This is a genomic window from Acetobacter sp., from assembly GCF_022483985.1.
In the GTDB taxonomy this organism is placed as follows: Bacteria; Pseudomonadota; Alphaproteobacteria; order Acetobacterales; family Acetobacteraceae; genus Acetobacter.
Genome location: NZ_JAKVME010000001.1, coordinates 68,105 through 93,770, shown reverse-complemented (window position 1 = coordinate 93,770; position 25,666 = coordinate 68,105). Strand labels below are relative to the sequence as shown.

Here is a 25,666-nt window from a genome sequence, read left to right as displayed (position 1 = left end):
ATTCGTGATTTCGAGCGTCTATCTTTCTCGAAAGGCGTGAAATGACACAGATCGAAACTCAGCCGATCTGCTAGATGCGTTTGATGAAGAAAATTACTTCATTCTACTCGTTGGAATGAGCAGAACAGAGAGACCGCCGACAAACACAAATCCGGAAAACATCCAGATTACATAGGACATGTCTCCAGTCATGCTTCGTGCATACCCGACAAGAGCCGTTGCAAAAAAACCAGCGATATTGGCGATCGAACCCGCCAAAGCCAATCCGACAGCAGCAGCCCGTCCTTTCAGCATCACTGATGGCAGCACCCAGAAAGGTGGAAGCGCGCCCAGAATACCCATATTCGCCAATGTGATGAAAATGAGTGCCAAGATCGGACTTCCGCTGACAAATGGAATACAGGCCATCGCTGCACTTCCAAACAGGATAGGGAGAACGATGTGCCAACGGCGCTCACCCCGCTCATCCGAACTGCGTCCTACAAGTATCATACTCAGAACAGCACCGATCTGAGGGATAGCGCTCAGACATCCAATCTGAAATGTCGAACGTATACCGTCATCATGCAGAATCGAAGGAGTCCAGAAGGCCACTGTATAAAGACCTAGCAGCAAGGTGCCATCCACAAGCCCCAGAAGCCATACCCATGGGCTACGGAAAGCCGCTGCGACATTGGCGACCATTCCCGCAGAAGTCGCTGCCATCATCGGATTTTCACGATACTGGCGTTCCTTTTCCTTTTCGCTTAGCCAATCAGCTTTTTTGGGAGAAAGCGGCAGGAACAGAAATACGGAGATTCCAATCAGCACTGGCGGCAATGCTTCCCAAAAAAATAGCCAACGCCAACCTTCATAGCCACCAACACCGTTCAATCCTTCCATAAGCAATCCTGAAAGGGGACCACCAATCACGCTGGCCAGAGGAATACCGGCCATGAACATGGCTGTAACCTTCGAGCGGTAACGGGGCGGAAACCACAGAGCCAGATAATACAGGACCCCCGGCATAAAACCGGCCTCAGCCACTCCGAGCATGAAGCGAAGAATATAAAACTGGGTTGGCGTCTGGACGAGCATCATGCCACCGGAACATACGCCCCACGTCACAAGGATACGGGCGATCCAGTTGCGTGCTCCAAACTTTACCAAAAGAAGGTTACTGGGAATTTCGCAGAGAATATAACCCAAGAAGAACAATCCGGTGCCAAAACCGAAGACTGCTTCGCTCATACCCAGATCCGAAAGCATCCGCAGTTTTGCATATCCTACATTCACACGATCAAGATAGGATGCCAAAAAACCAAGAAAAAGCAGCGGAAGAACACGCCGCGCCATGATGCGATAAAGCCTGTCCCCATTTTCATCGGCTGCATCTGATTGTCCAGAAACAGAAATGCTCGTCATACTTACCTCAGAGCAAAGGGTTTTTCATAATGACACTTCGCAGGACAGCCCATCCGAACCAGTCGTTGCGATTCTGATATATAAATAACGTACACACGATATATGGCAAACACATATTTCGATATCGCAATCTTATAATCCTACGGACAAATGCGCATCATCCGCGCACACTCCGCAGAACAAAAATATAATTTCCATTGTTATTTTATGGGATAATCATAAACATTACCGACCCCACGATTCCACAGGAAAACGCCGAGATATCGGTTCAGATCAACCATAAAGAGAAGATCCAGACTACATGTCAAATGCAGCTTACAAACTATAGAAGTGAATTCTATCCGGACACGCCACGGAAAACCGAACAAACTGGTTATCCCAGTTTGTTCTGCTAAATAAATAATCAGTAAGCGCCGGAAAGAAGAGCCCCACCAGCGGGCGCTACACATTCCAGACCAAGCGCCTTGAGCATTGCATAGGTCGTCGCAACCGCTGCGCTCAGCGTCGGCTTGCCTGTAAGCGCCTCTACCAGCGGCACAACAGGTAGAGATGGCATCTGCACGCAGGCGGAAACAACTACAGCATCAGCCTCGTCATAGCGAAGTCCTTTGACGATTTCTGGAAGACGCTGACAATCATGTCTTGCTACGTCAAGATTATCCGGAATTTCGAGAGCCACGTAATCGATGACTTCTATCCCTTCGTTGGCAATGTAATTAACCACAAGTTCCGTTAGAGGACGCATGTAAGGCGCGACCAAGACAATCTTTTTTGCGCCTAGAATCTTCAGGCCATCGACCAGCGCACCCGCACTGGTAACAACCGGAGCGGGATGACCGTTTTCGACTGTTCTTTCATGAAGTCTCTTTTCAGAAACACGATGATAACCAAGACCCATGGACATGGTCGCCACCAGACAGGCATAACCAAGCACATCCAGTGCAGCATCGCTCAGTTCCAGCGCGCAGCGATCGGACTGCGCGTCCATTGCGGCCAGTTCCTCTTTCTTGACGGTTTTCATCCGCATGCGCGCTGAATGAAAAGTAAACCGTTCCGGACGAATACTCTCACGCAGCTTCAGCAGCGCCGGGATTTCTGTTTCCATGGTGAGATTGGAACTCGGCACGATCTGACCGATCCGATAAATTTTTGTCATAAATCCTGATCTCAGAAAAAAGGAAACCACCACAGCGAGTGGTCTCCGGTCATGGCGGAAAACGGTCAGACGGAAACTGCTTTGTAAAATCCTTCTTCATTATCCCAGGGAATCATGTGACCCGCATTTTCCACATGCACGATTTCAATGGCGGGATTCAAACCGGAAATCTCTTCCTCGTCTTCCTTCTGAATGACGCCGCCACGTGTTGCGACGATCAGCCGTGCCGGTACCTTCAGATGCGGAATATCCTGATGCATGTCTTCCGTGTGGAACTTTTCGAACGTGATGCGCGTGGCCAGCTCATCGCAGGTGTGCAACCATTCGGCCCGTAGTTTCAACTGCTCGTCGGTCCATGTGGGACAGAAACGACGCATGTCCTCCGCGCTCATGCCAAGACGTGCAAGACGAATGGACTCCGTGTACCAATCGAGCTTGGCTGGATAGGCACGGCGACCGGGACCGCTGACAGGTGGATCGATCAGCATGAGCTGCGCAAGCGCCGATGAATCCTTTCTGGCGGCGCGAATGGCAATCCGGGCCCCCATGGAATGCCCCATGAGCGTCACGTCCTTCAGGCCAAGCACCTTGATGAACGCGAGAATATCGCCTGCATAACTGTCAAGATCGTAATTCAGATCCGGTCCTGTCGAGGATAGTCCACGCCCCCGCACATCGAGAATATAAACGTCATTCTTTTCCGCGAGCCGCTCCCCGACAAAGCCCCATGTAATGGCCGGACTGGTAATACCGGGCACGAGCACCAGTGGCGTTCCCTTGCCACCATAACGGAGATAATGCTGACGAATGCCATTGGCATGCACGTTAGCGCCGTAAAGAAGTTTTGTTTCACTCATGATTTCAATTTCTTCTTACTGATTGGGCATGCGGGAAAGCAGCGTATCAAGATCCATGACGTCACCGCACTTCTGAGCCATGTCGAAGAGATTGGCTTCATGTGGCCCGATCGCACGGTCCCCCACACAGTCCGAGATCACCACCGGACGGAAACCCGCCTGCATGGCATCAAGCACACTTGCGCGTACGCAGCCCGATGTCACACATCCCGCAACGATTACGGTCTGCACACCATGTGTCACATACCATGCAGCGAGCGGTGTGCCGGAAAAGGCGGATGGCACCGTCTTGCGCACGACATATTCACCCTTCGCTGGCGCCAGCTCGGGTACGATGGCCGAAGCGGGATTATCTTCCGTCAGCCCCAGCATGGACGGCACCTTGAGTGAGAAGATGTTGCCATCAGCACCATCATCTGCAAAGACGATACGGGTATGGGCTACTTTCCAGCCCTTCTTACGCGCAACCGCCAGCAGCGTGCGCGTGCGCTCGATGGCCTCCGGAATGTTGCCGCCACCGAAAGCCTCCGGATCTGCAAAGCCATTGACGAAATCGACAATCAGAAGGCCGATGCCGCCCGTGATCCCGATCTCGTTGCCAAATCCCTGTTTCTTGTACCGCGCCTCATCGCGCATGCCGTCGGATGTCATCAGGCTTCTCCCACCAGTTTGCCGTCTTTCACCACTGTCTCATTGTCGATCATCACCGTGCAGTCGCGCATCGGGATATCGATGTGACATGCTGTCTCGCGATCACCACCCGCTTCATTGTTCGGTCCCGTGGACCACAGGAAGTTTCCGGCACAGGCTCGCGGGTCCATGCCAATACTGGCTTCCCGGTCATAAAAGCCCATGACGGACCAGTGCGCACGGTCCTGAAGCCCCCAGCCGATATGCGATACTGCGTACACTTCCGGATCGTTGAAGCTTTCCATGTAATCGCGCAGATGGTCGGCTTCGAAACCACCCTCAATCGCCCGCACATATCCTTTTTCGAGATGGCAGGTGATCGGCGCGGTGACATAACTTTTCTGCGGCAGCAGAATATCGCCGGGCGCGAGAACGATCTTGCCTTCTGCCGTGCCTTCGTTCGCCCATGTCGCGAGGAAGCCGCTCGGCCAGTGATCCCAGCGACCCGGCTTTTCCACGAAGCCATATTCTTCAAGAATCGGATATTCCCCGAGCGCGAACGTCGCGTCGGTGCCTGCTGCGGACGTCACCTTCATGGTACGGGCCGCCCGCAGTTTGGCAGAAGCCGCCAGAACACGCTCGCGATCCTCGGCAGTCGGCGTCATGCGCACCAGCACATCAGGCGGCTCGACCGCCAACAGGATGCGACCGCCTGCTTCGAGAATCTCGTGCTGTTCAGCAGAGAAAAGCAGGGTCATCAGATCAAGGACCAGATCACTGGCCTTGAGCATCTCGACAGCCGCCCGATTACCGGTCAGCGGCGTCGTCCCGACATAGGCGAGCGGATCGCGGGAAAGAGAAGTGCCGCCATTACTCGGCTGGAGATCAAGGCGATTGGCGAACGCTCCCTTTTCCTGCACCGCCAGAATGGCGCAGCGCAGGGTCTGCTCGTTGGTGCCTCGCGATGTGAGGATTGTCACACTCTGGCCCCCCTGCAATTTGCAGAGATCCAGAACCTGACGCCAGGACTGAACAAGTTCAAAATCACTTACAGGCATTGGACTGCTCCTTCAGAAAATCTTTCGAGGCACGGGACAGGACGAAAGGACAAACCCGGCATGTCAGTGCCCTCCTTCGGCGCGGATACGGGCAACGCGGGTAGCAAGGTCGCTCCATTCCCCCTTTTCGGGAGCCATGGTGCGACGCAGGAACGCCAACACTTCCGCCATCTGCCGATCCGACAGCAGATGACGGTAAGCGGGCATCATGTTTTCCGCCTGATGGGCCGGTGACGGCGCACCATCAAGCAGCACACGGATGAGATTATCCGGCGTGTCAGCCCACACATTGCTGTTCAAAGCCAGTTGCGGACGGGCTCCATAGAGGTGCGCTCCTTCTCCCTCGTGGCACACGGCGCAGGCCGAGTTGTAAATCCGAGCCCCCTCACCTTTTTCCAACGCCTGCAAAGATGCTGTGCGGGTCAACACTTCTTCACGACGGGCAGTAACGCCAACAGATGTCTGCCGCGTATCGAAGGACGCGATGTAATGAGCGATGGCGCGGACATCCTCATCCGGCAGGACTTCCATCGCATGCACCACCGGCGCCATCGGACCACCGGCAGGACCGTGATTCGGGCTGAATCCCGTCCGCAGATAGGCGTAGAGATCGTCCTCGCTCCACGGTATCGGCGAGCGGGACAGCGCAGACAGCGCGGGCGCGACCCAGCCTTCGGCTTCGCCGCCCGCCAGATAAGCGGTTTTCGTACGCTCTGCACCCAAAGCATTGCGCGGCGTATGACAGGCGGAACAATGCCCCAATCCTTCCGCCAGATACGCGCCTCGGTTCCACTGCGCTGACTGCGCCGGATTTTCCACGAAAGGTGCGGTGCTGTGAAACAGTGCGTTCCATCCAGCCATGGAAAAGCGGAGATTATAGGGGAATTTCAGAGTTGTTTTCGGTGACTGTTTCCTTACCGGCTCCTGCGACATGAGGTAGGCATAAAGCGCCTGCATGTCCTCATCACTGGTTTTGGCAAAAGCCGTGTAAGGAAAAGCGGGATAAAGATGACGGCCATCACGTCCTATGCCTTCGCGCATCGCCCGCTCGAACGCCTGATAGGACCATCGACCGATACCCGTTGCCGGATCTGGTGTCAGGTTGGTGGAATAGATGATGCCGAACGGCGTCTCCAGCGCAAACCCACCAGCATTCTCATGACTGCCCGGAGCGGTATGACAAACGGCGCAATCACCTGCGGCAGCCACCAGCTTTCCGCGTGCGATGATTTCCGGCGAGAACATACCCGACGCGGGAGGCGCGACGGGTGCGATCGGTGCGCGCCACGGCAGCAGGCCGGTCAGCGCGCTCCCCGCCACGGCGAAGACCGCCCCGAAACCCGCTGTGCGGAGCAGGCCTTTCCAACCCTGCCGTAAAGCAGGCTGCGCTGGCTCACCGGACACAGCAAGGGGGAGTAATGGAGTGGGAGACTGCTGCTCCAACGGTCCAAGAGCTTCATCCAGCCGCGCCTTGACCTTTTCAGGCGTAAACGGAACATCCCGAAAACGCACGCCTGTAGCCGCATAAATCGCATTCGCGATAGCAGCCGCACTCGGCACGGAAGCCGATTCACCTGCACCCAGTGGCGGCTGGTCGGGTCGCTCCATGAGAACCGGCTCGATTTCCGGAACATCAGGGAACTGGATGATGGGATATCCGCCCCATTCCCGGCTCTCCACGCCCTTGTCGTCGAACGTAACCTGTTCCGTGAGAATACGGCTGGTGGACTGCACGACATTGCCATGCAGCTGATGACGCACCCCGGCGGGATTGATCATCAGGCCTGCGTCCTGCCCCACCACGGCACGGGTCACACTGACAACGCCCGTCAGACGATCGACCTCAACATCCGCGACCCATGCTGACCACGCAGCAGGTTTTCCAGGAAAGGGTCCATGAACATACAACGCGTAGGCCAGTCCACGTCCCTGTAAAATCCGCTCTTGCGGATCAGGCTGCGGCGCTTCAGTGCGCGGTTCCCACCCCGCCCTCGCTGCCGTGGCTTTCAGCAGGTCCGCCGCTCGCTGGTCGGGTAGATACCGCAGGCGGTATTCCAGCGGGTCCACCCCGGCCTCTGCCGCCAGTTCATCAATGTAGCTGTCATGCGCAAAACTGTTTGGAAGGGCTGACACGCCACGAAACCATGACGCCCGCGCCATCGGTGGCATATCCTTCACCGTGATGCGTGCGTTCGTGTAGTCATAGGGCGGAATGGCGGTCCGGTCGCCCATCTGCGTGACGACGGGAATATCACCGGGCACAACGCCGGTCAGTACCAGCGCCAGCAGTGGCGAAACATTCGAGGGATAACTCGTGTCCAGATCATAGGCGACAGGATTGCCAGCCTCGTCCAGACCACCTCTGATGCTGATAAGCTGCGCCGTGCCTTTCGGTTCCCAGACATGCTCCTGCTCACGGGAAAGCTGCACTCGGACCGGACGCCCGACCGCACGGGACAGCAGGGCGGCATCACCACCCACATCATCCGCACAGTTGCGTCCATAGCATCCCGCTGCTTCATGCCGGACAATGGTGACCTGCTCTTTTGGCAGCCCCATCAGCATGGCGATATCAGCTTGCAACATATGGGGATTTTGCGTCCCAGACCAGACGGTCAGCCCCTCGTCGCTCCAGTCCGCCACCGAGCAGGATGGTCCGATGGAACCGTGCATCTGATAGGGCCAATGGTATTCCCGATCCAGCCGATGCGCGAGTGTTGCCAGATGGCCTTCTGCATCACCCTGATCAAGAACTACACGTGGCTCATATGGATTTTTTTTGACTGCCTCGATCGGATCGGACAGATCGGGCAATGCCGGAGGAGCCCATGTTACTTTTAGCGCATACGCTGCTTCCACCGCCTGTTCTTCACGTTCCGTGACAACACCGACAAAATCGCCAATGACCACCACATCGACAAGCCCCGTGATATGGGCAACGGATTCCCGGTCCACGTCCAACAGGGAGCGACCAACGAACGGGCCGTGGTCGTAGCCAGCGTAAGGCGGACGGACTACGCGGGCATGCAACATCGCAGGAACACGGACATCGTGCACATAGACCATGCGCCCCGTCACCTTGTCGGGGATATCCACGCGCGGCATCTCACGTCCGACAACGCGATATTCAGACGGCGTCTTCACGGACGTTTCTTCGTCGAGCTCCAGCCGCACCGTGATATCACACACGAGATCGCCCATACTGATGGAACGATCCTGCCCTGAAGCATCCTCCAGTTTTCCATTCCGAAAGGACAATTCGTTGGCAGGATGATTCGTCAACGTCGCGGCACGATCCAGTAAAACGCGCCGCGCCTGTGCAGCCGCCTTTCTCAGTGGTTTGGCCGTGATCTGAATTGTTTCACTGGCAATAGTCGCACCCTGATCGGGAGTCCTGTCGGTATGGCCAAGAACCATCCGGACCTGCTTCAGATCGGCATCGAGTTCATCCGCCACGATCTGAGCCAGTGATGTGGCGATTCCTGTTCCGAGATCGACATGGCCGCAGAAACCGAGAACCTGTCCATCGGCATCGATCTGGACGAGCACTTCCTCACGAGGGACGAAATCACCGGCACGGGCGGCAAGACCTGTCGGTGGTTGGGATTTCCGGAAGATCTGGAGCAAACCGGTCACGTTCCGCCATTCTCCTCTGTCGGATCAGCCATTTCCAAGCCTGCGACGATGCGTGCCGCGCGCATGATTTCGACATGCGTGCCGCAGCGGCAAAGATTATAGCGAAGCGCTTCCTTCAGAGCCCGTTCATCAGGATTGGGCACAGCGTCGAGAAAGGCCCGCAAGGTCATGACCATTCCATTGAGACAGTAGCCGCACTGCGCTGCCTGCGCCTTCACGAAGGCCTGCTGGACAGGATCGCTCCCATCCGGGGAAAGCCCTTCCAATGTAACAACATTTTCACAGGCAGCAGCAGCATCCAGACGCACCACACAACTACGTGCGGCTTTGCCGTCCAGCAGCACCGTGCAGGCGCCACACGCACCGAGACCGCAGCCGAACTTTGGGCCGTTAAGACCCAGATCATTCCGCAATACGGTCAACAGCGGAGTGTGGGTGGCAGCCATCACCTCGTGACGTCTGCCGTTGACCGTCAGAAAGACGCTTGTCACCATGGCGCCCTTCCCCTTCTCACATCAGCCGAGCGCTAGATCGTACACGTTGTCGCCGTAGCACCAGTAAGGATCTTCCGGCTGGCGCAGCCAAGTGTTGGCGTTGGAGATGCTCTGCACCTTGGTCGCACGCTCCTTGCGGGCCTCATGGTAAGCACGGAAGGTGCGTTCCAGATCTTTCGTGCCCAACTCTTTCAAAGCACGCGCCAGAACGGCGGCATCTTCGACGGCCATGGCCGCGCCCTGCGCCATGTGTGGCTTCATCGGATGGCAGGAATCGCCCATCAGAACCGTGCGACCCTGGTACCAGGTCGGAAGAGGATCGCGCGTTTTGAGCGGCCATTTCGTCACGACATCCGTAGCGTCGATATAGCCCTGCACCAGCAGGTGAAAGCCCTTGAACACTTCACGGAGCGCTTCCTGACTGCTTGGCAACTGCCCTGCGCGGCTGGTCCATTCTGCGGGCTCACCCGTTACGAGATAGAACTCGTCTTCGTTGCGATCCAGATAATAGCAGACAATATGCCGATCATCCGACCACCATTTGGCGTTGACATCCGCTCCCAGACTTTTGGCGGCAGCACCAGGGATAATGGCGCGGTGCGCAATCCAGCCTGTGTAAACAGCTTCTTCTAAACCGAAGATTTTTTCACGCACACACGAATTGATACCATCAGCGCCGACCAGAATATCGACGGTTTCCGTCGCACCGTTTTCAAAAGACAGTGTCACGTCGCGGCCATTGTCGACGAAATCGATCAGTTTGTGTTCCCAGCGCACACGTTCCGGACTGATACAGTCCAGCATCGCCTGATGCAGATCACCACGATGGATGGTAATGTAGGGTGCGCCATATCGGTCACGCTCGGCATTCAGCGGAATTTTCGCCATAACAGCACCATCGTCCCACTTCCGGCTGACCCAGTAATCCGGCAGGCAGGAGATCGCTTCCAGCTTTTTGTCCAGGCCATCCAGATGCGCAAGAATCTTCAGCACGTTGGGACCGAACTGGATACCTGCTCCAAGGCGGGAGAACGCAGGAGCCTGATCAAAGAGGACAACATCGAAGCCTGCCCGCTGAAGGAGCCCAGCAGCAGCAACTCCTCCCAGCCCTGCTCCCGCAATCCCTATGCGCATTCCGTCCGACATGCTTCGCTTTCCTTGATCTGCAATATCATCAGCGCGTACCCACGAAATTAATCGCGTATACGCTGTATTTTGCATATCACCGATCTGGAAACGAACCGTCAAGCAAATAATTTCGATTCTGTTATAATTTAACTGCGCTTGACTGCAGTCGGCAGGAGCCCTGCACGTTCTGATCCACCGCACGATCGTACATATTCCATCCCAGCATACGGCACACAGTTAGAGGGTGTTATGTACTTTACGGCAGGACATGACGGCGGAACGCTGGACACGCCTTGATACCGAGTTACAGCGCCAAACCGATGATCTCGGCATCGTGGACCTACGACCCGACGCTGGGGACGCTCACGGCCTCGGGCAAAATGCAGCGCATCGAGCGCTGCTGACCGGCAGGGTGCAGACACTGGAACGCATGGGGCTGGCCACGCCGGAAGGACCGGGAAGATGGTCGCTTTCTGGTTAGACGTTCGTTGGTATTAAGTTCTCGGATCCTAGACTCCAATATACAAAAGCGTTGACAGGATTTGGCAAAGATTGCCAAATCCAAGTATGGAGGCACCGATGGCAACAATGAACGTATCCCTGCCCGACCCCATGAAGGAATGGGTGGAGGCTCAGGCCAGGACAGGACGCTACAGCAATGCGAGCGACTACGTCCGCGACCTGATCCGGCGTGATCAGGAAGCCCGTGCGGCGCATGACGAGGTTCAGGCCCACATCACAGCCGGTCTGCAGAGCGGCGTCGGGACCAGAAGCATGAAGCAGTTGCTGCAGAATGCTCGCGCGGCTGCCGGGACGACGGATGCCGACCTGTAGAAAGACACGGCTCGCCGAAGACGACATCATCAGCATCTACATTCAGGGTGTGAAGGAATTCGGGCCACGGCAGGCCGAAATCTACCATGCAGGACTGGCAGACGCGTTCGACCTTATCACCTCACATCCGCAGCTTGCGCCGGAACGTCGTGAGTTCGACCCACCGATACGGCTGCATCGTCATCGGGCTCACCATATCCTCTATTTCATTGACGACGAAGGGGTTCTGATCGTCCGCGTGCTGCCTCGACTACGGCGCTGGGAGCGGTTTATGGAAACAGACTGACGCTGCTTGTGCGCGCCAAACCTGCTTTACCCTTCGCTGGAGACGCCTGTCATTTCCGCGGCAGGTGCTGGCTTTCTGCCCCGCCGCTGTTTCTGGAAGACCCGATCGGTTTCCATGAAACGCCCGACCATGAGCGGCACCAGCCGGGCCGCATCGGGGATGGCATCTGCCGTCTCACCTGCGTTTCCCGAGACCAGTTCAGCATACAGCAGCAGGTCACGATGTATCTCTGCGGGCAGCTCAATCGTCAGCTTGACCGGCCGACTGTCAGGAATGGCGCTGATACGAAGTTTTGTCATGGCACGGCTCCTTCATTTGGATGCCAAGGTTTGGCGGAATGGATCGTCGAGAGGATCAGATAAGCGTCTCACCGTGGCGGGGCTGGTGCTGGTCCGGCAGCGACCGGGCTCCGCCGAAGGCGTGGTGTTCATGACGCTGGAGGACGAAACGGCAAACATGAATGTCATCATCTGGCCGGATCTGTTCGATGAGAACCGACGCGTGGTACTGGGTGGGCAGATGCTGGCCGTGAAAGGCATGCTCCAGAAGGAAGGCGAAGTCATGCATCTGGTGGCTAAGGAGATCACTGACCTTTCCGGATTGCTCGCGGACGTAGGTAATCGCTCCTCTACGGAGACCACTCATGACAGCGATTCCGCTGGTGAGCGTATCGTCGTCAGATCTCGCAATTTCCACTGATCAATAAGGCTGCCGATAAAGCTCGCGTTATCGTGATATGACCTGTTTTAAGCGCAACCTACGCTGGAGTTTCACTCCCAGTTGCATCCTATACGCATCCTGTGCGTGGAGCAGAAACGCCAAAGGCCGCCCGTAAGGCGGCCTAAGCGCTTGACATCAATCGCTTATTCATGGTTGCGGGGAACCGCACACTACGATCCCGGCGAAATGTAGCGAAAGCGCAGATGCTTGAACAGCGTCGCCACGTCCGCCTGATCGCGCGAGATACGGTCCAGTGCCTCGGCCATCAGCACGTTAAAGATACCGGCGCGGGCATCTTCCAGCACGGCCTGAATGCCGGGGCGCAGGATCATGCTAGCCCCAGAAATCGCGGCATCCCGATAGGTCTGCACGACGGGCCAGCCCTCGCGGACGGCCATTTCATCGCATAGGTGCAACTGGTCCTCGATAGAGGCCGCGCTCTGGTTGTCGGACGAATAGCGGGCATAAAGAGCTACGCGGGTCATTCACTCTCCCCTTTCCGACCTGTCCTTCCCGTCCGGGCGATGGCCGGGAAGAGGAAGATTGTCGTTGGCGGCCCGTCCATGTTTCCGGCGGGCAAACTCTTCGCGGGCGATCTGGCGGCCGAGCGCGCTTGCCAGGGCGAACACCAGTTCATCGCACCGTGCTTTCGCGGCAGGATCGACCGGCCCGTTATCGTTGGCCGGGACGATGCCGCCGGGTTCCGTCTGCGTCATGGTTACGCCCTTTCCTCGCTGGAAAGGACAAACCTCAACGCCTCGGCCAGTTTAGCGCAAGAACTCCTGCAACAGACAGAAAAACCGTGCGGTCATAGCGAAGAATTACTTATTCCGGCGTAAATGTGATTTCTGGTTACGTGCGCCCGGAATCACAGCCTGAAACGAATAGTGCCAGTGCCAGTGCAATGCGGACTTTTCCGCTATTTCTGAAAGAGATTGGCAGGCGGGCCTCTTTTCCACAGTGCCACTCGAAAACCTCCCAACCCCATGTGCAGACAGACAAAAATCCGGCCCGCGACGTCAGGAGTGCCGGATGCCTTTATCTTGCCCTCCTAATTTTTCCTCTTTTCGGCATCTGTTTTTCAGATTCCATACCTTCCCGGTCCGGTCAATCTGCCCTCCACCCTCCCCGCTTTTTGCCGTGACAACGCGACGTGCCGCGTCTCTTGCCAGTAATTTCCGGGGGGGCGTTCTCATCCCGCTCCGGCGTCCGTCGGACGACCTACGGCGCTCCCGCGCTGCGCTCGCCCGGAGCCTGAAACGGCAGCGAAACCGGAGCAATCCATATGGCTCAAGGCGCGGGGAGCGTGAGGCCCGGTCCTTGCCCCCACGTATGCTATCTGCAATCGCGAAAAAGCCCGGAAATCCGCCAGATAGCGAGACGACATCGCGAGCGCAGTCGGATTGTACTCTCGAAAAATGGCAGAAAACCGCCGCAGGCCAGTGCGTGGGGTGTGTTCCCCTTTCCGTGCCCCGATGCAAAGCATCGGGGCGCTTCTCCACGCGAAAAGTCAGCCACACGAAATATGGCCAGAACGCGGGGTGACCGGGCCGCTTTTTCTGGCAATAATCTGTATGATTGACTATGATTAAAGTCGATTAAATATGGAGGCCGTCCAATGGGACAAGCACCGGAAACCCGCGTCATCACCGCGCATGTGCCCGCCACGCTGGCGGAACAGGTCGATCAGGTCGCCCACCGGCTGGAACGCTCACGCGGCTGGATCGTCAAGCAGGCACTCAGCGCCTATCTCGCGCAGGAGGAAGAACGCGACCGGCTGACCCGTGAAGCGCTCGCCGATGTGGATGCCGGGCGCGTCATCGACCACAACGCCATGCGGGCCTGGGCTGACAGTCTTGCAACCGAACAGCCTTTGCCCTCCCCCGTCGCACGATAGATGAACATCCGCTGGACTGAAAAGGCGGCGGGAGATGTCGCGCGCCTGCATGACTTTCTCGCCCCCTATAACCCAGCCGTGGCGACACGAAATGTTCAGGCCCTGATCGCCGCCCCCGAGCGTCTGCTGGCTTTCCCACGCATCGGGGAAAGCCTCACACAATACGATCCCCGAGAGGTCCGACGGCTTCTGATCGGCGACTATGAAATGCGGTACGAGATCGCCGGAGACAACATTTACATTCTCCGTATCTGGCACAATCGCGAACAGCGTCAGGACGATTGAAAACCAGCGTTTCAGGCGGCTGTCTGTCCTTCTGTTTCCCGGTTCGCGGAAGAAAAAGCTCGTTTCCCCGTCCCGCTCGGCATGGGTCCGGCCATCGCGCACAGCTTCGGTCCAGGGCGGTCGTCAGACCGGCGCGCGGCGCGAACCCTGGATGGAAGCGAGCACGGTGGCAGGCTGGTCGGGTAGCGGGAGCGTGATCGCCACCACGCCCGACCAAAGCAACGCAGAACACAGCAGTCGGACTGCCCGGCGGACAATTCCCGCCACATACCGGGCGTTAAGTGACACGAACTTTCCCACAGGCGCGAGACAAAATCCGCGCGGATCGGTGACAGGATGGGCGCGCGATGACCGAACGGTCAGCGACGTTTCGGCAACGCATTTCTGGCATGATTTTTGCCCGCCGGATGTCACGCGAAACGCCAGCCGGGAGTCAGTTTCCCCTCATCCGACCAACACGAAAACGGTCATAAAATCACGTAGTCTTTTGCATTCCCGAGCAGCCCGATGCGCAGTTTTTCGGCCCTCAATCCGGTCGATTTCCGGCCAGAACGTGAAAGAGGATATTCCAGCGCTCTGAAGCCGAGATGATGCGACATAAAGCGTCTCGCCTCGTCACAGCGGCTTCGGTAATGGGGGTCAATCGGGATCACGACCGCAGGCCGTTTCTGGGCGGCGGGATCGTCCAGCAGGAAGGAGAATGTTCCGAAAGAACCGCTCACGGTGACGGAGCGTCCCGCGTCGTCCTCGCCGTCGAACAGAATGCGTCCCATCGCTTCGAACTCCAGCGAGCGGAGATCGTTAAAACCTCGTGGGGCATCCGTCAGACTGATGATCCGGGTTGTGTCCTGTCTGCGCCAGATCACTGGCTTACGGGTGATGGGAATGTCAGGATCATGGACAAAACTGTAACCTCCAACGGTCCCGGAACGCCGCCCACAGGAGAGAGGGATTGTCACTGGCTCCGGCCCGCAGGCTTGTATCCCGGTAATCGCTGATATAGCGGGACCAGCGGCGCATGAAGGCCCCGGCAAGGGCGGAGGCCGGGAGGGTTCTGAGGATGGCCAGATCGGCCTCGGAATGCCAGATGTTCAGTGGCATGAGAGACGTCCCTTATTGGCTGGGGAGCCGCCTAGCAGGCGCGACAAAACACGCCGCGCACATCAGGCAGCCCCGCGTTTCTGGTTACATGCAGACTTCACACTTGGTGCAGCGTGACCTCACGGATATTGCACACCCTCGCCCGCCAAATTTGGCATGGACAAACCACGGATATTGCCGGGCGACCTCACGTATCTTGCATAAGGTCGCTTCACGGATTTGGCAGGGGTATGCGGTATAAAGTATTGGAATGTCGGGCGGAAACCGCCTGGGTTTTGGCGAAGAAAATTTCACCAATTATAAGTTAAGTTCCCATACACGCGCCGACCTTGCCCAACATAACAGTCATAATTATCGCAACTAGGCATATAATATTTGTTAGTAAGATTAGATACGGCTAGTTGTGCCTTCAGACCCTTCAATACAGATGTTGCAGCGCCAAAATCATAGTTGGCACCAATATCAAAAAGCAAATAATCAGGGGATTTGAATGATTCAACATATCCGGCATACGAAGACCCCGTGTATCTTATCCCGCCATTTATTGAAATACCTTTCACCACGCTAGATGGAATCGTATAATTTGCAAAAATTGACGCCATATTACGAGGTATATAGGGAACAGACATACCTTGCTCGGAAATGGCGTCACCATATGTTGCGCCTGTAACGGGGTTAATTCTTTTGGTCGTCCGATTGTTTTTTGCGAATCTGGCGTCTGTGAAGCTATACGATGCTATGATTCGTAGATTTTTCGTGACATTCGCATTTACAGAGACTTCGAATCCTTGAGATTTTACTGTGCCCGCATCCGTACTATATCCTGTATGCTCCATATCTTTAATAGAATAATGGTTCTCTAAAATATGGAAGGCCGCAGCTGTTACAAAAATCTCTTTGTTGGGACTTTATATTTTAATCCAGCCTCATATTGATTTCCTGTCAAAGGGGCAAAAGGCTGGCCCCGATAGTCGGTTTGGCTCTGTGGAACGAAAGAGGTTGAATAACTGAAATATGGAGCCAAGCCGAAATTAAACTGGTACACAAGACCAGCTCTCCACGTGAATGCAGATTGTGGCTGCTTGGTGTGATCTGGGCCGTCCGCAATTTTTATATTTGACGTATTATCATACGAAATCGCATTTGTTGTTGTGTTAACCCAGTCTTGCCGACCTCCAGCGATCACAGATAGACCGCGCCACTTTATTTGATCCTGAAAGTAAATGCCTTCCTGAAAACAATTATACTGCTCCTTTGTTAACGTATTCTGGCACCCAGAATTGGAATTTATATTATAACACGGTGTATAACTAGACGCTTCTGGATGATAGACGTTTATGATTGTATCTTCTGGTTCAGTTTGACTCTGAAAATTGTTATCAAAACTACGAAAATCTGAACCAACAACCCATGTATGGTGCAGTGGCCCCGTCGCCAGTTTTCCTGTGAATCGCGCATCCATACTTTTGTTTTCTGTAACCGTATGATGAGCGTCGGTATAATAGTACTGATTGGCAAAGTCAGTTGAGCTGACAGAACCGTCGTTCAAAGCTTCTTTTAGGTGTAAGTCACTTTTTTCCCACCTGAAAGTCTGACTAAATTTGATGTATTTATTAAATTCATGCTTAAATTGGTACTCAAACATGGCATCTTTGACACTGTCTTCGTTCCAGTTCGTAAAGCCAATAAAATTGCTTCTTGGAATTCGCTTAAAGCCGTCTGTAATTAATGTTCCCTGAATTGGGTAGCGACCAGCAGCATCAGCACGACGCTACTGAGCAACCACGTCGGGGTGTGTAGACGAAGGACACCCGCCAAGCCGCGCCCAGTTGTGCGCCCAATCCGCGCGCTTATGATCTGAATGGCAACCATAAGCGGGTAGGTGACAATCAGCGTCCACGACAGACCGTATGCAAATTGCGCCCCAACTTGCGAGTAGGTCGCGATACCGCTCGGATCATCGTCAGAAGCGCCCGTGACCAGACCGGGCCCGAGGATGCGAAACAGACGTGGCCGACTTGGCCCCACCACCGGGCTCGGCAATTCCGGATCGTCATCCTGGTGAGACCTGTGTGGTTTAGGAGAATTTGTCATGTCGTGCGTCGACTCTTGGTTCAACTCTATAAAAAGCCGTTGGCGCTACACTTTAGATCAGTCCGTAACGTTCCAGCAGATCATCTATTTCCGTTCCATCCGTCAGATGATGAAGCAGTCCGGAGGCCGGAACCTTCTGCCCGTCCCGCAGTTCCGCCGCCGCCTGCAGCAGCATCCGGATATCGTAGATGCTACCAAAAACTTCCGGGACAGCCCGGTCGACATTGAGCAATGTATAGACTGCTTCCATCGCGGTACGGACGGAATATTCTGTGGTGAACACCGTGTCGCGCGGCGTCTCGGCGAATTGGCCGAGAAAGGCGAGATTGACACTCCCGTCCGGCACGACCTTTGGGCGATCTCCCGGAGAGCGTGGCATGAACTGCGCTGTGATGAATGGCATCATGCAGGGACGTGTGATTGCGCCTGTCGCTGCCATGTCATCAATCTGGTCCGTCGGAACACCCATGTGAAACAGCCATTCTCGCGTGATTTCCTCACCGGTGCATTCCTGCATCGGCTTTTTCACGTAATCGCCAGGCACATCACTGAACAGTCCGTAGAGCCAAGCCACCATCTGGCCTTTCGGCTGACCTTTGAAATGGGGCTGGCGGCTGACGACCCAGCTCATCAGCCAGGCGGAATCCTGAATGGTGATCGGGCCACCGGTAACCGTGCGTCCGGAGAATGGATCGCGCCCCGTCACCGTATGCACGAGATCGGGGATACGTGCGTCCTGTGTAGTGACCGTTGCTGACAGCCAGCGGGATTTTGTGGTGTCGACACAGAACACATCAGGATGCCCGAACGTCGGGTCCTGCATCGCGATATTGCGCCACAACTGCCAGATACTGCCGTCCTTGATGGTTGTATCGATCGGTGCGGGGGTATGGTGGTCGCCCCAACGGGAATTTTCCACCATGGAGCCGTTGGTGACGAAAACCAGTTCGTCCTGACCAAGATCAATGCCGGCTTCCGTGCCGCTTTCAAGCCAGTCGATATGGGTTGCGACTTTCTTTACGCCCGAAGTATCGACGGCGACATTCGTCACCTGCACACCGTGGCGAAACACGACACCTTGGTCGGCAAGCCATGTCGCCAGTGGTTTGCTCAGCGATTCCTGCTGATTGTATTTGGTGAATTTCAGAGTGTGCAGATCCTTCAGCCCGAGAATCTGGTGCACAAAACGGGCGAGATAGCGCTTCATCTCGATTGCGCTGTGCCAAGTCTCGAAAGCGAACATCGAACGCCAGAAGAGCCAGAAGTTAGACTTCATGAAGTCATCCGACAGAACGTCGCCGATCGTCTTGCCCGCGAGCTTCTCCTCATCGGCGAGAATGAGGGCAATGATCTCCCGTCGTGCCTTGCCCGTTAGTGTCAGACTGCCGCGATCCGGCAACGGTTGCCCATGACCGCACATTGCCCGCACCGGACTACTACTGGGATCGACCCGGTTGAGGCGATAAAACTCATCTAGGACCGAGGCATCCGGCACTTCCAGCGAAGGGATCGAACGATATAGATCCCACAGACACTGGAACTGCTCCTCCATTTCCCGGCCACCGCGGATCAACCAGCCTGTTTCCGCATTGCCTGCGCCGTCCAGAGCTCCGCCGTCGGCGTCCGAGGTTTCAAGAATGGTGATCTTTGATGGTGTCATCTGTGCATCGCGGATCAGGAACGCTGCCGCCGCCATGCCGCCCAGTCCACCGCCGATGATCCATGCGGATCGGTTTTCCACGCCTTCGGGTTTTACAGGACGCGCGAAGGCTTCTAAGTTACTATGAGCATATCTCATAAGGCACGAGCTCCTGTCAGGACCACGCACGGCCTGATCGGTTGTTTCAGACTGGGATCGCGCGGATTATAGCGCGTTTCTCGACCGTCCCACCACTGATAGCCACCAATTTTTTAGAAAACCTCGGCCACCCTTCGTCATTAAAGTGGTGGAGGCCTTGCCACTCTTCTTGATAATTCTCGCTGAGAGCGAACCTTACATTTCCTCTGATGACCATCCTTACCATATAGCGTTCGTCTCGGCGGAAAAATCTGTATGCCGCCGACTACACTCTTTTCCACTCTGGCTGATAAATAAACAATTTATATTTGGATGTATTTTATCCGATTTTGAATTTTTCAACCAAAATGTAAGTAATACTCACTATTTCACTGCACTTACAGTAAGAGCGCAACAAAACTCCGTTACACCGCAAAAGTATTCATGATGTCAGTCTCAGATCATACCAATTCACCCGATCAAAAGCCGCGCAACGAGTGCCGCGAAGAGTGCAACGGGCATCGCCACGGCGCCAACCCTGAGAAATTGTAGAAACCCGACCTCTTCGCCTTCTCGACGGATCACCTGCAGCCAGAGGATTGTGGCCAGAGATCCTGTCACGGAAAGGTTTGGGCCAAGATCCACGCCGATCAACAGGTTATCAATCACCAGTCGCTGTATATGAGTCTGCGCCACTGTCTCACTGGCAATTAATCCGGCAGGCAGGTTGTTCATGATGTTAGAGATGATGGCCAGAAGAGTGCCCGCCCCCCAGGCAGCAGTGACAGGATCGGCTTTGGCGGCGTGCTGAAGCAGGCGGCCAAGCACCCTGACCACCCCGGTACTTTCAACGGCGGCTACCAGAACGAACAGGCCGCCGACCAGCGGGAGAACGCCCCATGAAATATCCCGCATGAGCACAATCGGCGAGCGTCGTGCCAGCGCTGAGGCGCTTAATGCTGTCCCAATACCGGCGAGCGCTGTTGGCAAGCCGAGAGACAGATCACATGCGGATACTGTGACAAGCAGAAGCACGGTCAGGACGATGCCGACAAAAGCCGCCTTGCCGCCCAGTGTTAATGGAATGGTTTCAACCTGAGAGGAGCAGTCCTGACGCAGATGTGCCCGCTCCATAAGGCGCAAAACCAGATAGGTCGTCATGATCGCCAGGAGTGACGGGAGCGCGAATGACCTCATCCATGATCCTAGCGCGGGGAGTGCGCCGTCATACAGAACCAGGTTCGCCGGATTGGAGACAGGCAGGACAAAGCTTGCCGCATTGGCGACGAGTGCGCAGGCAAACAACAGCGGAAGGGGATCAGCTTTTGCTTTTTTTGCCGCTGCGAACACGGCCGGTGTCAGCACAACAGCCGTCGCATCGTTGGACATGAACGTCGTCACCACGACACCGGCCAGATAGACCAGTGTGAACAGCTTTGCCGTTGAACCTGCGGCATGATTGACGGCCCAGGTTGCGATCCATTCGAACAGACCGTTTGCACGCGCCGTTTCACTGAGCAGCATCATGCCGATCAGAAACAGATAGACATCGCCGCCTTTCACGAGACCGGCCCCCGCCATGGTGAGGGGGATCAGCCCCGTCACCATGAGGACCGTGGCTCCGATGACGGCCCATATCCACTCTGGAACCCGAAACGGTCGGAGAATGACACCGACCGTCGCCAGAGCCGCGATCGCCCAGATGGCCCCTTGGTGAAAGGTCATGCCTACACCTGATCCGCAGATCGAATGGTCGATGCCGCGCCTATCCAGAGCCCGAACGATACGATTGCAAAGCAACCCAGAGTATAGAACGCCACCGGATATCCCAGATCTTCGGCAAGCCATCCTCCCAGAGCCGGGGAGAGGCTTGCTCCAATGCCCTGCGCCGTCATGACGACGCCCTGTCCGATATTGATCCGTCCGGTTCCGTTCAGAAGTCTGGCTACCAGACCCGGCACGGCGACACTCTGAAGCCCCGCACCGATCCCATCGAGGATCTGCACCGGCCACACCCCCCAATGCTGAATGCAGCTTCCCGCAATCAAACCACGCAGCGGTAGGGCGGCAAACGATATCAGCAGGACGAACCAGTAACCACGGTCCCTGACGAAACGTATGGCCAGCAGGCTCACGACGATCATCACAGCCTGTGCGACCATCACGGTCATCGCCGTGAACATGGCTGGATTGCCTTTGCCTGCACTGACGACCGCCATGCCGTACAGTGGGAGCATCGCGGCGTTTCCGAGATGGAAGAAACACAGACAACTCGCCAGAATGAGAAGAGGCTTGTGTCGCAGAAAGGATCGTAACCCCTCGGCATTCCTCTCATCGTGAGCGGGTTCATCGTCCAGTCCGCGGGCAGCCTTATGATCTATGGATTTTTCCGGGATCAGGAGCACCGCAGAAATGGCGAACAGACCGAAGGCCACTTCAAGAAAGAAAATCGCTGAGAGACCAAACTGCCATCCCAGCCAGCCGGACAGTCCGGCCCCGGCCATATTGCCGGTGTGGTTCCAGGCCTGGTTACGGCCGATCTGTGTGTTGAAGCCTTTCTGGCGCACGATCCCGAGCGTTATGGCCGCCATCAGAGGGCCAATTCCAGCGCCGGCCAGAGCGGTTGCAAGCTGACTGACTGTCACAACGGCCACGGATTGCGAACTCAGGAGAAGAAGAGAGGCGGAAATCGTGCAGAGCGCTGCCACAATGACGAGCAACCGCTTTTTCGTCGTGTGATCAATCAGCGCGCCCGCGGGAATGGTGGCGAGCATTCCGGCAACTCCACCCACGGTCATGACGGTGCCGATCGGTCCCGTCTGCCAGCCGTGACGCTGAAGAAAAACGCCCAAAAAGGGCCCTATCCCCGCCTGGACGTCCGCCATGAAGAAATTGAGAGCGCATAAGGCGAACAAGGCCCGGTTGAGCGCTGGAATAGCAGGAGTTTCGTCAGAGTTGGCGGCAGTGGCAACAGTCTGGGTCATCAGGCTCTCTTGGTTTGGCCACAATGCCTAACTACGCTTGAGAAAATAAGTTACAAAACTATTTTACCGTCGTTTGTCCGTTCTCATGAAACACCGCCTTCGTCCGAACGAAAAAGTTGACCGTGGGAGTTCCCAGCGTGACAGAATTCACGGCGAAAATGAATACTCCTCTTGCCTTTCTTTTGCTGATCGCGAGCGCTGCGACGCTTCCAACCAGCACTGGATGCGCTGCCGCCGAGGACGGCTTTGGCGTGAAAGAGGATGGCGAGACCTATGTCGTCAACACCGGAGCGGACCTGATTTTTCGTGTGCGACGAGGAAGCGGAGGATCTTCCCTCAGAGGAGCCGGAGATCTTTTCTCATTGCAATATCATGGCATCGACTATCAGGACGAGACCACGGGAAGCCATATCAATTCAGGTTTTGGCGGGCTTTATGACAATCAGGATGACGTAACGGTCCAGGCCGCGCAGGACGGCGACTTCATACGGATCACGGTTCATGCCGGCAATCTGATACACTATTACATGGCCCATCGAGGCGATCCAAAGATCTACATGGCCACGTGGTTTTCACAGGAACCGAAGCCAGGCCTGGTACGATTCATCGTCCGCGTCCCGTGGGAACGCCTGCCGCATGGTCCGGAAGCAGCCGACCTGCATGGCACGGACAACCACCCCATTGAAGCGCATGACATTTTCGGCAGACCTGATGGTCAGACAAGATCCAAGCACTATTCCAATATTCGTCTGAAAGACTGGCGATATTTCGGTGCGACTGGCAGTCATGTCGGATTATGGATAGTGCGTGACAACAACGAGGGAAACTCCGGCGGTCCTTTTTATCGTAGTCTTCTTGATCAGGGCGCCAGCGATCAGGAACTGACCTATATCATCAATTACGGAGAGGGTCAGACAGAACCATTCCGGACGGGCATTCTCAACAGCTATACACTTGTGTTCACCGACGGAAACGCACCGGGCCGCGTTGAAACATCCTGGTTTTCCCGAATGGGGCTGAAAGGCTATGTGTCGTCTTCCGGGAGAGGCAGTGTTGCAGGACACGTCTCACAAGGGCTTATTCCCGAATTTCATTATACGGTCGGGTTTTCCGGTCCCTCCGGTCAGTACTGGACAGATGTCCATCCTGAAAATGGCACCTTTCAGTGTGAGGACATGGTGCCGGGCCTCTATCGTGTCACCCTGCACAAGAACGAGCTTGAGGTCGCCCGCAGCACCGCCGCTGTCAGCGCCCGACAGGAAGTCTCCGTGAACGGATTATCTCCGGATGATCCGGAGGCCGATCCCGCTCTGTGGCGCATTGGCCATTGGGACGGCTCACCACAGGAATTTCTCAACGGCGATAAGATCACGACCATGCACCCATCGGATATCCGCATGGCGCCATGGACGACTTCCCCTTTTGTCATCGGCAGGTCATCTGCACATCAAGACTTTCCGGCTTATCAGTGGATGGATGTCAATAATGACCGCCATATCCGTTTTAGCCTGCCTGAAGCACCATCATCAGATCTGATATTGCGTGTTGGAATAACGGACTCCGCCTTCCATGGCCGTCCCTCTCCGTCAATCAATGGGTGGGAGGCAAAAGCAACGGACGCATCACAGCAGCCAACATCGAGAACTCTGACTGTGGGAACCTATCGAGGAAATAATGTGACATACCGGTTCATTATTCCCGCCGATGTTCTGCACAAAGGTGAAAATGATCTCTCTCTTCGTGTCATCAGCGGAAATAAGGGCATACGGTTTCTAAGTGACTGTTTCAAAAGTCTAGAATAAGCCTGAAAACGTGAGTCATGGTCAGGCTACTTGGGTAATTTTCCCGTTTTGGGTAAAATCAGGGCGGGTAACTACGCCCTTATTGCTTTATGCGGAGAATGGTAATGAATGCCTATAAGAAGAAATATTATTTTAAAGCACGATTAATATTGTTAATCGCTAAAGTAATCCGAATTCCCATTGATATACGCGCTTCTTATTTTAGATCTAAGCCTTACTAACGTAATCCATAAATTTCTTAAGTGCGAAAAATTCAACATTTGATCCAAAATAAATAGCACTCTTACTGTCCATTTTTCTAATCAAAAAATTATCGGTAGATTCATTTAGTGCTTTTTTTAACGAGGCGGCAATGCTTTTAATGCTATCTTTTGATTCTATAATATGAAACGATGTGGTATCATTTTCCCATTGTTTATCGCTTACAGAGTCTAACGATGCAATAAAAGCGCTATACCTTGCAGTATATGTGCAATCCTCGTGGATTCTGTATGAGACCCAATAAATTCCCGACATAAATACCTCAACACTAAACAGGCACCAGTCTTCTCAACATCAGTCTGATGAAGGCCAGCCTAATCATTGACATACTTCGGGACGGGTAGCGCTCTCTGTCAATAGACAAGCGCCAATAGTCGCCCAACCATGCAAAACCTCGTTCTACCAACCAACGCTTGTGGGCTGGCACAAAGCCTCTGATCATATTGGTATGGTTCTCACCAATTTCAACCACGGCGTTGAACGCTTTTCGGACAAAGCCGTTCAACAATTCTCCCCGGTAGCCCTTGTCGCCAATGATTTTTTGGACCTTGGGCTTCTTTTCCCTTCGTTTGTATTTTTCTAAAAGGAGACGTGCGCCTTTGGTGTCATGCACGTTAGCAGGGGTCACTTGAACGTCAACCAGCAGGCCCATGCTATCAACAAGGACGTGCCGTTTTCTGCCCTTTACCCGCTTACCTCCATCATAGCCTTTGGTTTCAGCACTGGCACACTTGCCAGTTTTGACACTCTGACTATCAATGATGAGCAAGGTAGGCCGTTTTGACTTGCCTGCCCTATGGCGGATTTCTTTGTACAAATCGCAATGGATGCTTCGCCACAGGCCGCGACTATGGATAGCGCAAAAGTAGCGGTATACAGTTTCCCACGGTGGAAAGTCTTTGGGTAGACCTCTCCACTTACAGCCGTGAGTGACTACATACATAATGGCGTCTATCACACGCCGCATATTGGTAGACCTTGGGCGTCCTCCCTTTTTGGCTCGCGGGATGCGATGCCTGATAAGCGCCCACTGTTCATCAGTGAGATCTGTATCGTAGGCCATCACATGCAAGCCATAAATATCATTCCACTATCGTAATATAAATAACACCAAAATCAAGTTACAAAAAATTAATGTCATCTTAAATCAATGGGTTATGCCGAGCGGTGGTGCGCCACGTCATGCCGTGCTATGCTCGTCGGTGGCGTGTCGTAGCGCCTTTTTACACGGGGCGGCCCCTATGTCGGGTGGCCTGCTAAAT

General features: G+C 55.1%; 26 protein-coding genes and 2 pseudogenes. 7 read left to right on the top strand and 21 right to left on the bottom strand.

The genetic code is table 11. The features are described from left to right. Nucleotides 1–93 precede the first annotated feature (93 nt). From LKE90_RS00460 to LKE90_RS00425, 8 genes are all read right to left on the bottom strand, one after another. Nucleotides 94–1,404 carry an MFS transporter gene (locus LKE90_RS00460; protein WP_291493859.1) on the bottom strand — a complete coding sequence of 437 codons (1,311 nt, stop codon included), beginning with the start codon at nucleotides 1,402–1,404 and terminating at the stop codon, nucleotides 94–96. Nucleotides 1,405–1,807: 403 nt separating this feature from the next. Beyond that, nucleotides 1,808–2,560, bottom strand: coding sequence for a maleate cis-trans isomerase family protein (locus tag LKE90_RS00455; RefSeq protein WP_291493857.1), 753 nt, complete (start codon nucleotides 2,558–2,560; stop codon nucleotides 1,808–1,810). Between the two features lie 65 nt (nucleotides 2,561–2,625). Continuing rightward, on the bottom strand, nucleotides 2,626–3,417 hold the full coding sequence (locus LKE90_RS00450; RefSeq protein ID WP_291493855.1) for an alpha/beta fold hydrolase: 792 nt from the start codon (nucleotides 3,415–3,417) through the stop codon (nucleotides 2,626–2,628). Nucleotides 3,418–3,432: 15 nt separating this feature from the next. After that, nucleotides 3,433–4,068, bottom strand: a complete 636-nt coding sequence (locus tag LKE90_RS00445) for an isochorismatase family protein (RefSeq protein WP_291493853.1) — start codon at nucleotides 4,066–4,068, stop codon at nucleotides 3,433–3,435. Next, nucleotides 4,068–5,105 (bottom strand): 2,5-dihydroxypyridine 5,6-dioxygenase, encoded by a 1,038-nt coding sequence (locus LKE90_RS00440; RefSeq protein WP_291493852.1) that lies wholly within the window; start codon nucleotides 5,103–5,105, stop codon nucleotides 4,068–4,070. The genes LKE90_RS00445 and LKE90_RS00440 overlap by 1 nt, the downstream gene beginning before the upstream one ends. A 63-nt stretch (nucleotides 5,106–5,168) precedes the next feature. Beyond that, nucleotides 5,169–8,741: a molybdopterin cofactor-binding domain-containing protein gene (locus tag LKE90_RS00435; RefSeq protein ID WP_291493850.1), complete on the bottom strand. Its 3,573-nt coding sequence runs from the start codon at nucleotides 8,739–8,741 to the stop codon at nucleotides 5,169–5,171. Next, nucleotides 8,738–9,235: a (2Fe-2S)-binding protein gene (locus tag LKE90_RS00430; protein WP_291493849.1), complete on the bottom strand. Its 498-nt coding sequence runs from the start codon at nucleotides 9,233–9,235 to the stop codon at nucleotides 8,738–8,740. Before LKE90_RS00430 ends, LKE90_RS00435 begins: the two co-directional genes overlap by 4 nt. A 21-nt stretch (nucleotides 9,236–9,256) precedes the next feature. Continuing rightward, the gene (locus LKE90_RS00425; RefSeq protein WP_291493848.1) at nucleotides 9,257–10,381 is read right to left on the bottom strand and encodes an FAD-dependent monooxygenase; all 1,125 of its coding nucleotides are present in this window, start codon (nucleotides 10,379–10,381) and stop codon (nucleotides 9,257–9,259) included. Between the two features lie 250 nt (nucleotides 10,382–10,631). Here LKE90_RS00425 and LKE90_RS00420 point away from each other — a divergent pair, with 250 nt between their 5' ends. The 3 genes from LKE90_RS00420 (at nucleotide 10,632) to LKE90_RS00410 (ending at nucleotide 11,483) form a co-directional block, all read left to right on the top strand. After that, nucleotides 10,632–10,844, top strand: coding sequence for a hypothetical protein (locus tag LKE90_RS00420; RefSeq protein ID WP_291493847.1), 213 nt, complete (start codon nucleotides 10,632–10,634; stop codon nucleotides 10,842–10,844). Between the two features lie 98 nt (nucleotides 10,845–10,942). After that, on the top strand, nucleotides 10,943–11,197 hold the full coding sequence (locus tag LKE90_RS00415; protein ID WP_291493846.1) for a type II toxin-antitoxin system ParD family antitoxin: 255 nt from the start codon (nucleotides 10,943–10,945) through the stop codon (nucleotides 11,195–11,197). Then, complete coding sequence (locus tag LKE90_RS00410; RefSeq protein ID WP_291493844.1) at nucleotides 11,184–11,483, top strand: type II toxin-antitoxin system RelE/ParE family toxin; 300 nt, start codon at nucleotides 11,184–11,186, stop codon at nucleotides 11,481–11,483. Before LKE90_RS00415 ends, LKE90_RS00410 begins: the two co-directional genes overlap by 14 nt. A 26-nt stretch (nucleotides 11,484–11,509) precedes the next feature. On the opposite strand, the gene LKE90_RS00405 is transcribed toward LKE90_RS00410, so the two are convergent. Continuing rightward, entirely contained in the window at nucleotides 11,510–11,782 is a 273-nt protein-coding gene (locus tag LKE90_RS00405) for a DUF2274 domain-containing protein (RefSeq protein ID WP_291493842.1), read from the bottom strand. A gap of 61 nt (nucleotides 11,783–11,843) precedes the next feature. Between LKE90_RS00405 and LKE90_RS00400 the strand changes: the two are divergent. Continuing rightward, a pseudogene (locus tag LKE90_RS00400) lies at nucleotides 11,844–12,182 on the top strand (OB-fold nucleic acid binding domain-containing protein); the annotation flags it as partial. 215 nt (nucleotides 12,183–12,397) lie between these two features. Here LKE90_RS00400 and LKE90_RS00395 read toward each other — a convergent pair. Continuing rightward, a pseudogene (locus LKE90_RS00395) lies at nucleotides 12,398–12,688 on the bottom strand (recombinase family protein); the annotation flags it as partial. Continuing rightward, a complete protein-coding gene (locus LKE90_RS00390) occupies nucleotides 12,689–12,919 on the bottom strand; it encodes a hypothetical protein (RefSeq protein WP_291493840.1) in 231 nt (76 codons plus the stop codon). A 902-nt stretch (nucleotides 12,920–13,821) separates the two neighbouring features. Here LKE90_RS00390 and LKE90_RS00385 point away from each other — a divergent pair. Both LKE90_RS00385 and LKE90_RS00380 read left to right on the top strand, forming a co-directional pair. Next, entirely contained in the window at nucleotides 13,822–14,100 is a 279-nt protein-coding gene (locus LKE90_RS00385) for a CopG family ribbon-helix-helix protein (RefSeq protein WP_291493839.1), read from the top strand. Continuing rightward, a complete protein-coding gene (locus LKE90_RS00380; protein ID WP_291493837.1) occupies nucleotides 14,101–14,385 on the top strand; it encodes a type II toxin-antitoxin system RelE/ParE family toxin in 285 nt (94 codons plus the stop codon). Nucleotides 14,386–14,508: 123 nt separating this feature from the next. On the opposite strand, the gene LKE90_RS00375 is transcribed toward LKE90_RS00380, so the two are convergent. The 9 genes from LKE90_RS00375 to LKE90_RS00335 form a co-directional block, all read right to left on the bottom strand. After that, nucleotides 14,509–14,673: a hypothetical protein gene (locus tag LKE90_RS00375; protein ID WP_291493835.1), complete on the bottom strand. Its 165-nt coding sequence runs from the start codon at nucleotides 14,671–14,673 to the stop codon at nucleotides 14,509–14,511. Nucleotides 14,674–14,852: 179 nt separating this feature from the next. Continuing rightward, on the bottom strand, nucleotides 14,853–15,344 hold the full coding sequence (locus LKE90_RS00370; RefSeq protein WP_291493833.1) for a hypothetical protein: 492 nt from the start codon (nucleotides 15,342–15,344) through the stop codon (nucleotides 14,853–14,855). Next, nucleotides 15,280–15,486: a transcriptional regulator domain-containing protein gene (locus LKE90_RS00365; protein WP_291493831.1), complete on the bottom strand. Its 207-nt coding sequence runs from the start codon at nucleotides 15,484–15,486 to the stop codon at nucleotides 15,280–15,282. Before LKE90_RS00365 ends, LKE90_RS00370 begins: the two co-directional genes overlap by 65 nt. A gap of 290 nt (nucleotides 15,487–15,776) precedes the next feature. Then, entirely contained in the window at nucleotides 15,777–16,322 is a 546-nt protein-coding gene (locus LKE90_RS00360; RefSeq protein ID WP_291493830.1) for a TonB-dependent receptor domain-containing protein, read from the bottom strand. Nucleotides 16,323–16,369: 47 nt separating this feature from the next. Beyond that, nucleotides 16,370–17,173, bottom strand: coding sequence for a TonB-dependent siderophore receptor (locus LKE90_RS00355; protein ID WP_291493924.1), 804 nt, complete (start codon nucleotides 17,171–17,173; stop codon nucleotides 16,370–16,372). Nucleotides 17,174–17,211: 38 nt separating this feature from the next. Continuing rightward, nucleotides 17,212–17,580 (bottom strand): divalent metal cation transporter, encoded by a 369-nt coding sequence (locus LKE90_RS00350; protein ID WP_291493828.1) that lies wholly within the window; start codon nucleotides 17,578–17,580, stop codon nucleotides 17,212–17,214. Between the two features lie 52 nt (nucleotides 17,581–17,632). Beyond that, nucleotides 17,633–19,378 carry an oleate hydratase gene (locus tag LKE90_RS00345; RefSeq protein ID WP_291493826.1) on the bottom strand — a complete coding sequence of 582 codons (1,746 nt, stop codon included), beginning with the start codon at nucleotides 19,376–19,378 and terminating at the stop codon, nucleotides 17,633–17,635. A gap of 450 nt (nucleotides 19,379–19,828) precedes the next feature. After that, on the bottom strand, nucleotides 19,829–21,082 hold the full coding sequence (locus LKE90_RS00340) for an arsenic transporter (RefSeq protein ID WP_291493825.1): 1,254 nt from the start codon (nucleotides 21,080–21,082) through the stop codon (nucleotides 19,829–19,831). 2 nt (nucleotides 21,083–21,084) lie between these two features. Then, the gene (locus tag LKE90_RS00335; RefSeq protein WP_291493823.1) at nucleotides 21,085–22,341 is read right to left on the bottom strand and encodes an MFS transporter; all 1,257 of its coding nucleotides are present in this window, start codon (nucleotides 22,339–22,341) and stop codon (nucleotides 21,085–21,087) included. A gap of 158 nt (nucleotides 22,342–22,499) precedes the next feature. Between LKE90_RS00335 and LKE90_RS00330 the strand changes: the two genes are divergently transcribed. Continuing rightward, nucleotides 22,500–24,143 (top strand): rhamnogalacturonan lyase B N-terminal domain-containing protein, encoded by a 1,644-nt coding sequence (locus LKE90_RS00330; RefSeq protein ID WP_291493821.1) that lies wholly within the window; start codon nucleotides 22,500–22,502, stop codon nucleotides 24,141–24,143. Between the two features lie 529 nt (nucleotides 24,144–24,672). Here the strand turns inward: LKE90_RS00330 and LKE90_RS00325 are convergent. Then, the gene (locus tag LKE90_RS00325; protein WP_291493819.1) at nucleotides 24,673–25,467 is read right to left on the bottom strand and encodes an IS5 family transposase; all 795 of its coding nucleotides are present in this window, start codon (nucleotides 25,465–25,467) and stop codon (nucleotides 24,673–24,675) included. Nucleotides 25,468–25,666: the final 199 nt, after the last annotated feature.

Excerpts from the sequence above, each read along its gene's own strand:
- LKE90_RS00460 (WP_291493859.1), bottom strand. The coding sequence starts at position 1,404 with ATGACGAGCATTTCTGTTTCTGGACAATCAGATGCAGCCGATGAAAAT.
- LKE90_RS00455 (WP_291493857.1), bottom strand. The coding sequence starts at position 2,560 with ATGACAAAAATTTATCGGATCGGTCAGATCGTGCCGAGTTCCAATCTC.
- LKE90_RS00450 (WP_291493855.1), bottom strand. The coding sequence starts at position 3,417 with ATGAGTGAAACAAAACTTCTTTACGGCGCTAACGTGCATGCCAATGGC.
- LKE90_RS00445 (WP_291493853.1), bottom strand. The coding sequence starts at position 4,068 with ATGACATCCGACGGCATGCGCGATGAGGCGCGGTACAAGAAACAGGGA.
- LKE90_RS00440 (WP_291493852.1), bottom strand. The coding sequence starts at position 5,105 with ATGCCTGTAAGTGATTTTGAACTTGTTCAGTCCTGGCGTCAGGTTCTG.
- LKE90_RS00430 (WP_291493849.1), bottom strand. The coding sequence starts at position 9,235 with ATGGTGACAAGCGTCTTTCTGACGGTCAACGGCAGACGTCACGAGGTG.
- LKE90_RS00425 (WP_291493848.1), bottom strand. The coding sequence starts at position 10,381 with ATGTCGGACGGAATGCGCATAGGGATTGCGGGAGCAGGGCTGGGAGGA.
- LKE90_RS00420 (WP_291493847.1), top strand. The coding sequence starts at position 10,632 with ATGACGGCGGAACGCTGGACACGCCTTGATACCGAGTTACAGCGCCAA.
- LKE90_RS00415 (WP_291493846.1), top strand. The coding sequence starts at position 10,943 with ATGGCAACAATGAACGTATCCCTGCCCGACCCCATGAAGGAATGGGTG.
- LKE90_RS00410 (WP_291493844.1), top strand. The coding sequence starts at position 11,184 with ATGCCGACCTGTAGAAAGACACGGCTCGCCGAAGACGACATCATCAGC.
- LKE90_RS00405 (WP_291493842.1), bottom strand. The coding sequence starts at position 11,782 with ATGACAAAACTTCGTATCAGCGCCATTCCTGACAGTCGGCCGGTCAAG.
- LKE90_RS00390 (WP_291493840.1), bottom strand. The coding sequence starts at position 12,919 with ATGACGCAGACGGAACCCGGCGGCATCGTCCCGGCCAACGATAACGGG.
- LKE90_RS00385 (WP_291493839.1), top strand. The coding sequence starts at position 13,822 with ATGGGACAAGCACCGGAAACCCGCGTCATCACCGCGCATGTGCCCGCC.
- LKE90_RS00380 (WP_291493837.1), top strand. The coding sequence starts at position 14,101 with ATGAACATCCGCTGGACTGAAAAGGCGGCGGGAGATGTCGCGCGCCTG.
- LKE90_RS00365 (WP_291493831.1), bottom strand. The coding sequence starts at position 15,486 with ATGCCACTGAACATCTGGCATTCCGAGGCCGATCTGGCCATCCTCAGA.
- LKE90_RS00360 (WP_291493830.1), bottom strand. The coding sequence starts at position 16,322 with ATGGAGCATACAGGATATAGTACGGATGCGGGCACAGTAAAATCTCAA.
- LKE90_RS00350 (WP_291493828.1), bottom strand. The coding sequence starts at position 17,580 with ATGACAAATTCTCCTAAACCACACAGGTCTCACCAGGATGACGATCCG.
- LKE90_RS00345 (WP_291493826.1), bottom strand. The coding sequence starts at position 19,378 with ATGAGATATGCTCATAGTAACTTAGAAGCCTTCGCGCGTCCTGTAAAA.
- LKE90_RS00340 (WP_291493825.1), bottom strand. The coding sequence starts at position 21,082 with ATGACCTTTCACCAAGGGGCCATCTGGGCGATCGCGGCTCTGGCGACG.
- LKE90_RS00335 (WP_291493823.1), bottom strand. The coding sequence starts at position 22,341 with ATGACCCAGACTGTTGCCACTGCCGCCAACTCTGACGAAACTCCTGCT.
- LKE90_RS00330 (WP_291493821.1), top strand. The coding sequence starts at position 22,500 with ATGAATACTCCTCTTGCCTTTCTTTTGCTGATCGCGAGCGCTGCGACG.
- LKE90_RS00325 (WP_291493819.1), bottom strand. The coding sequence starts at position 25,467 with ATGGCCTACGATACAGATCTCACTGATGAACAGTGGGCGCTTATCAGG.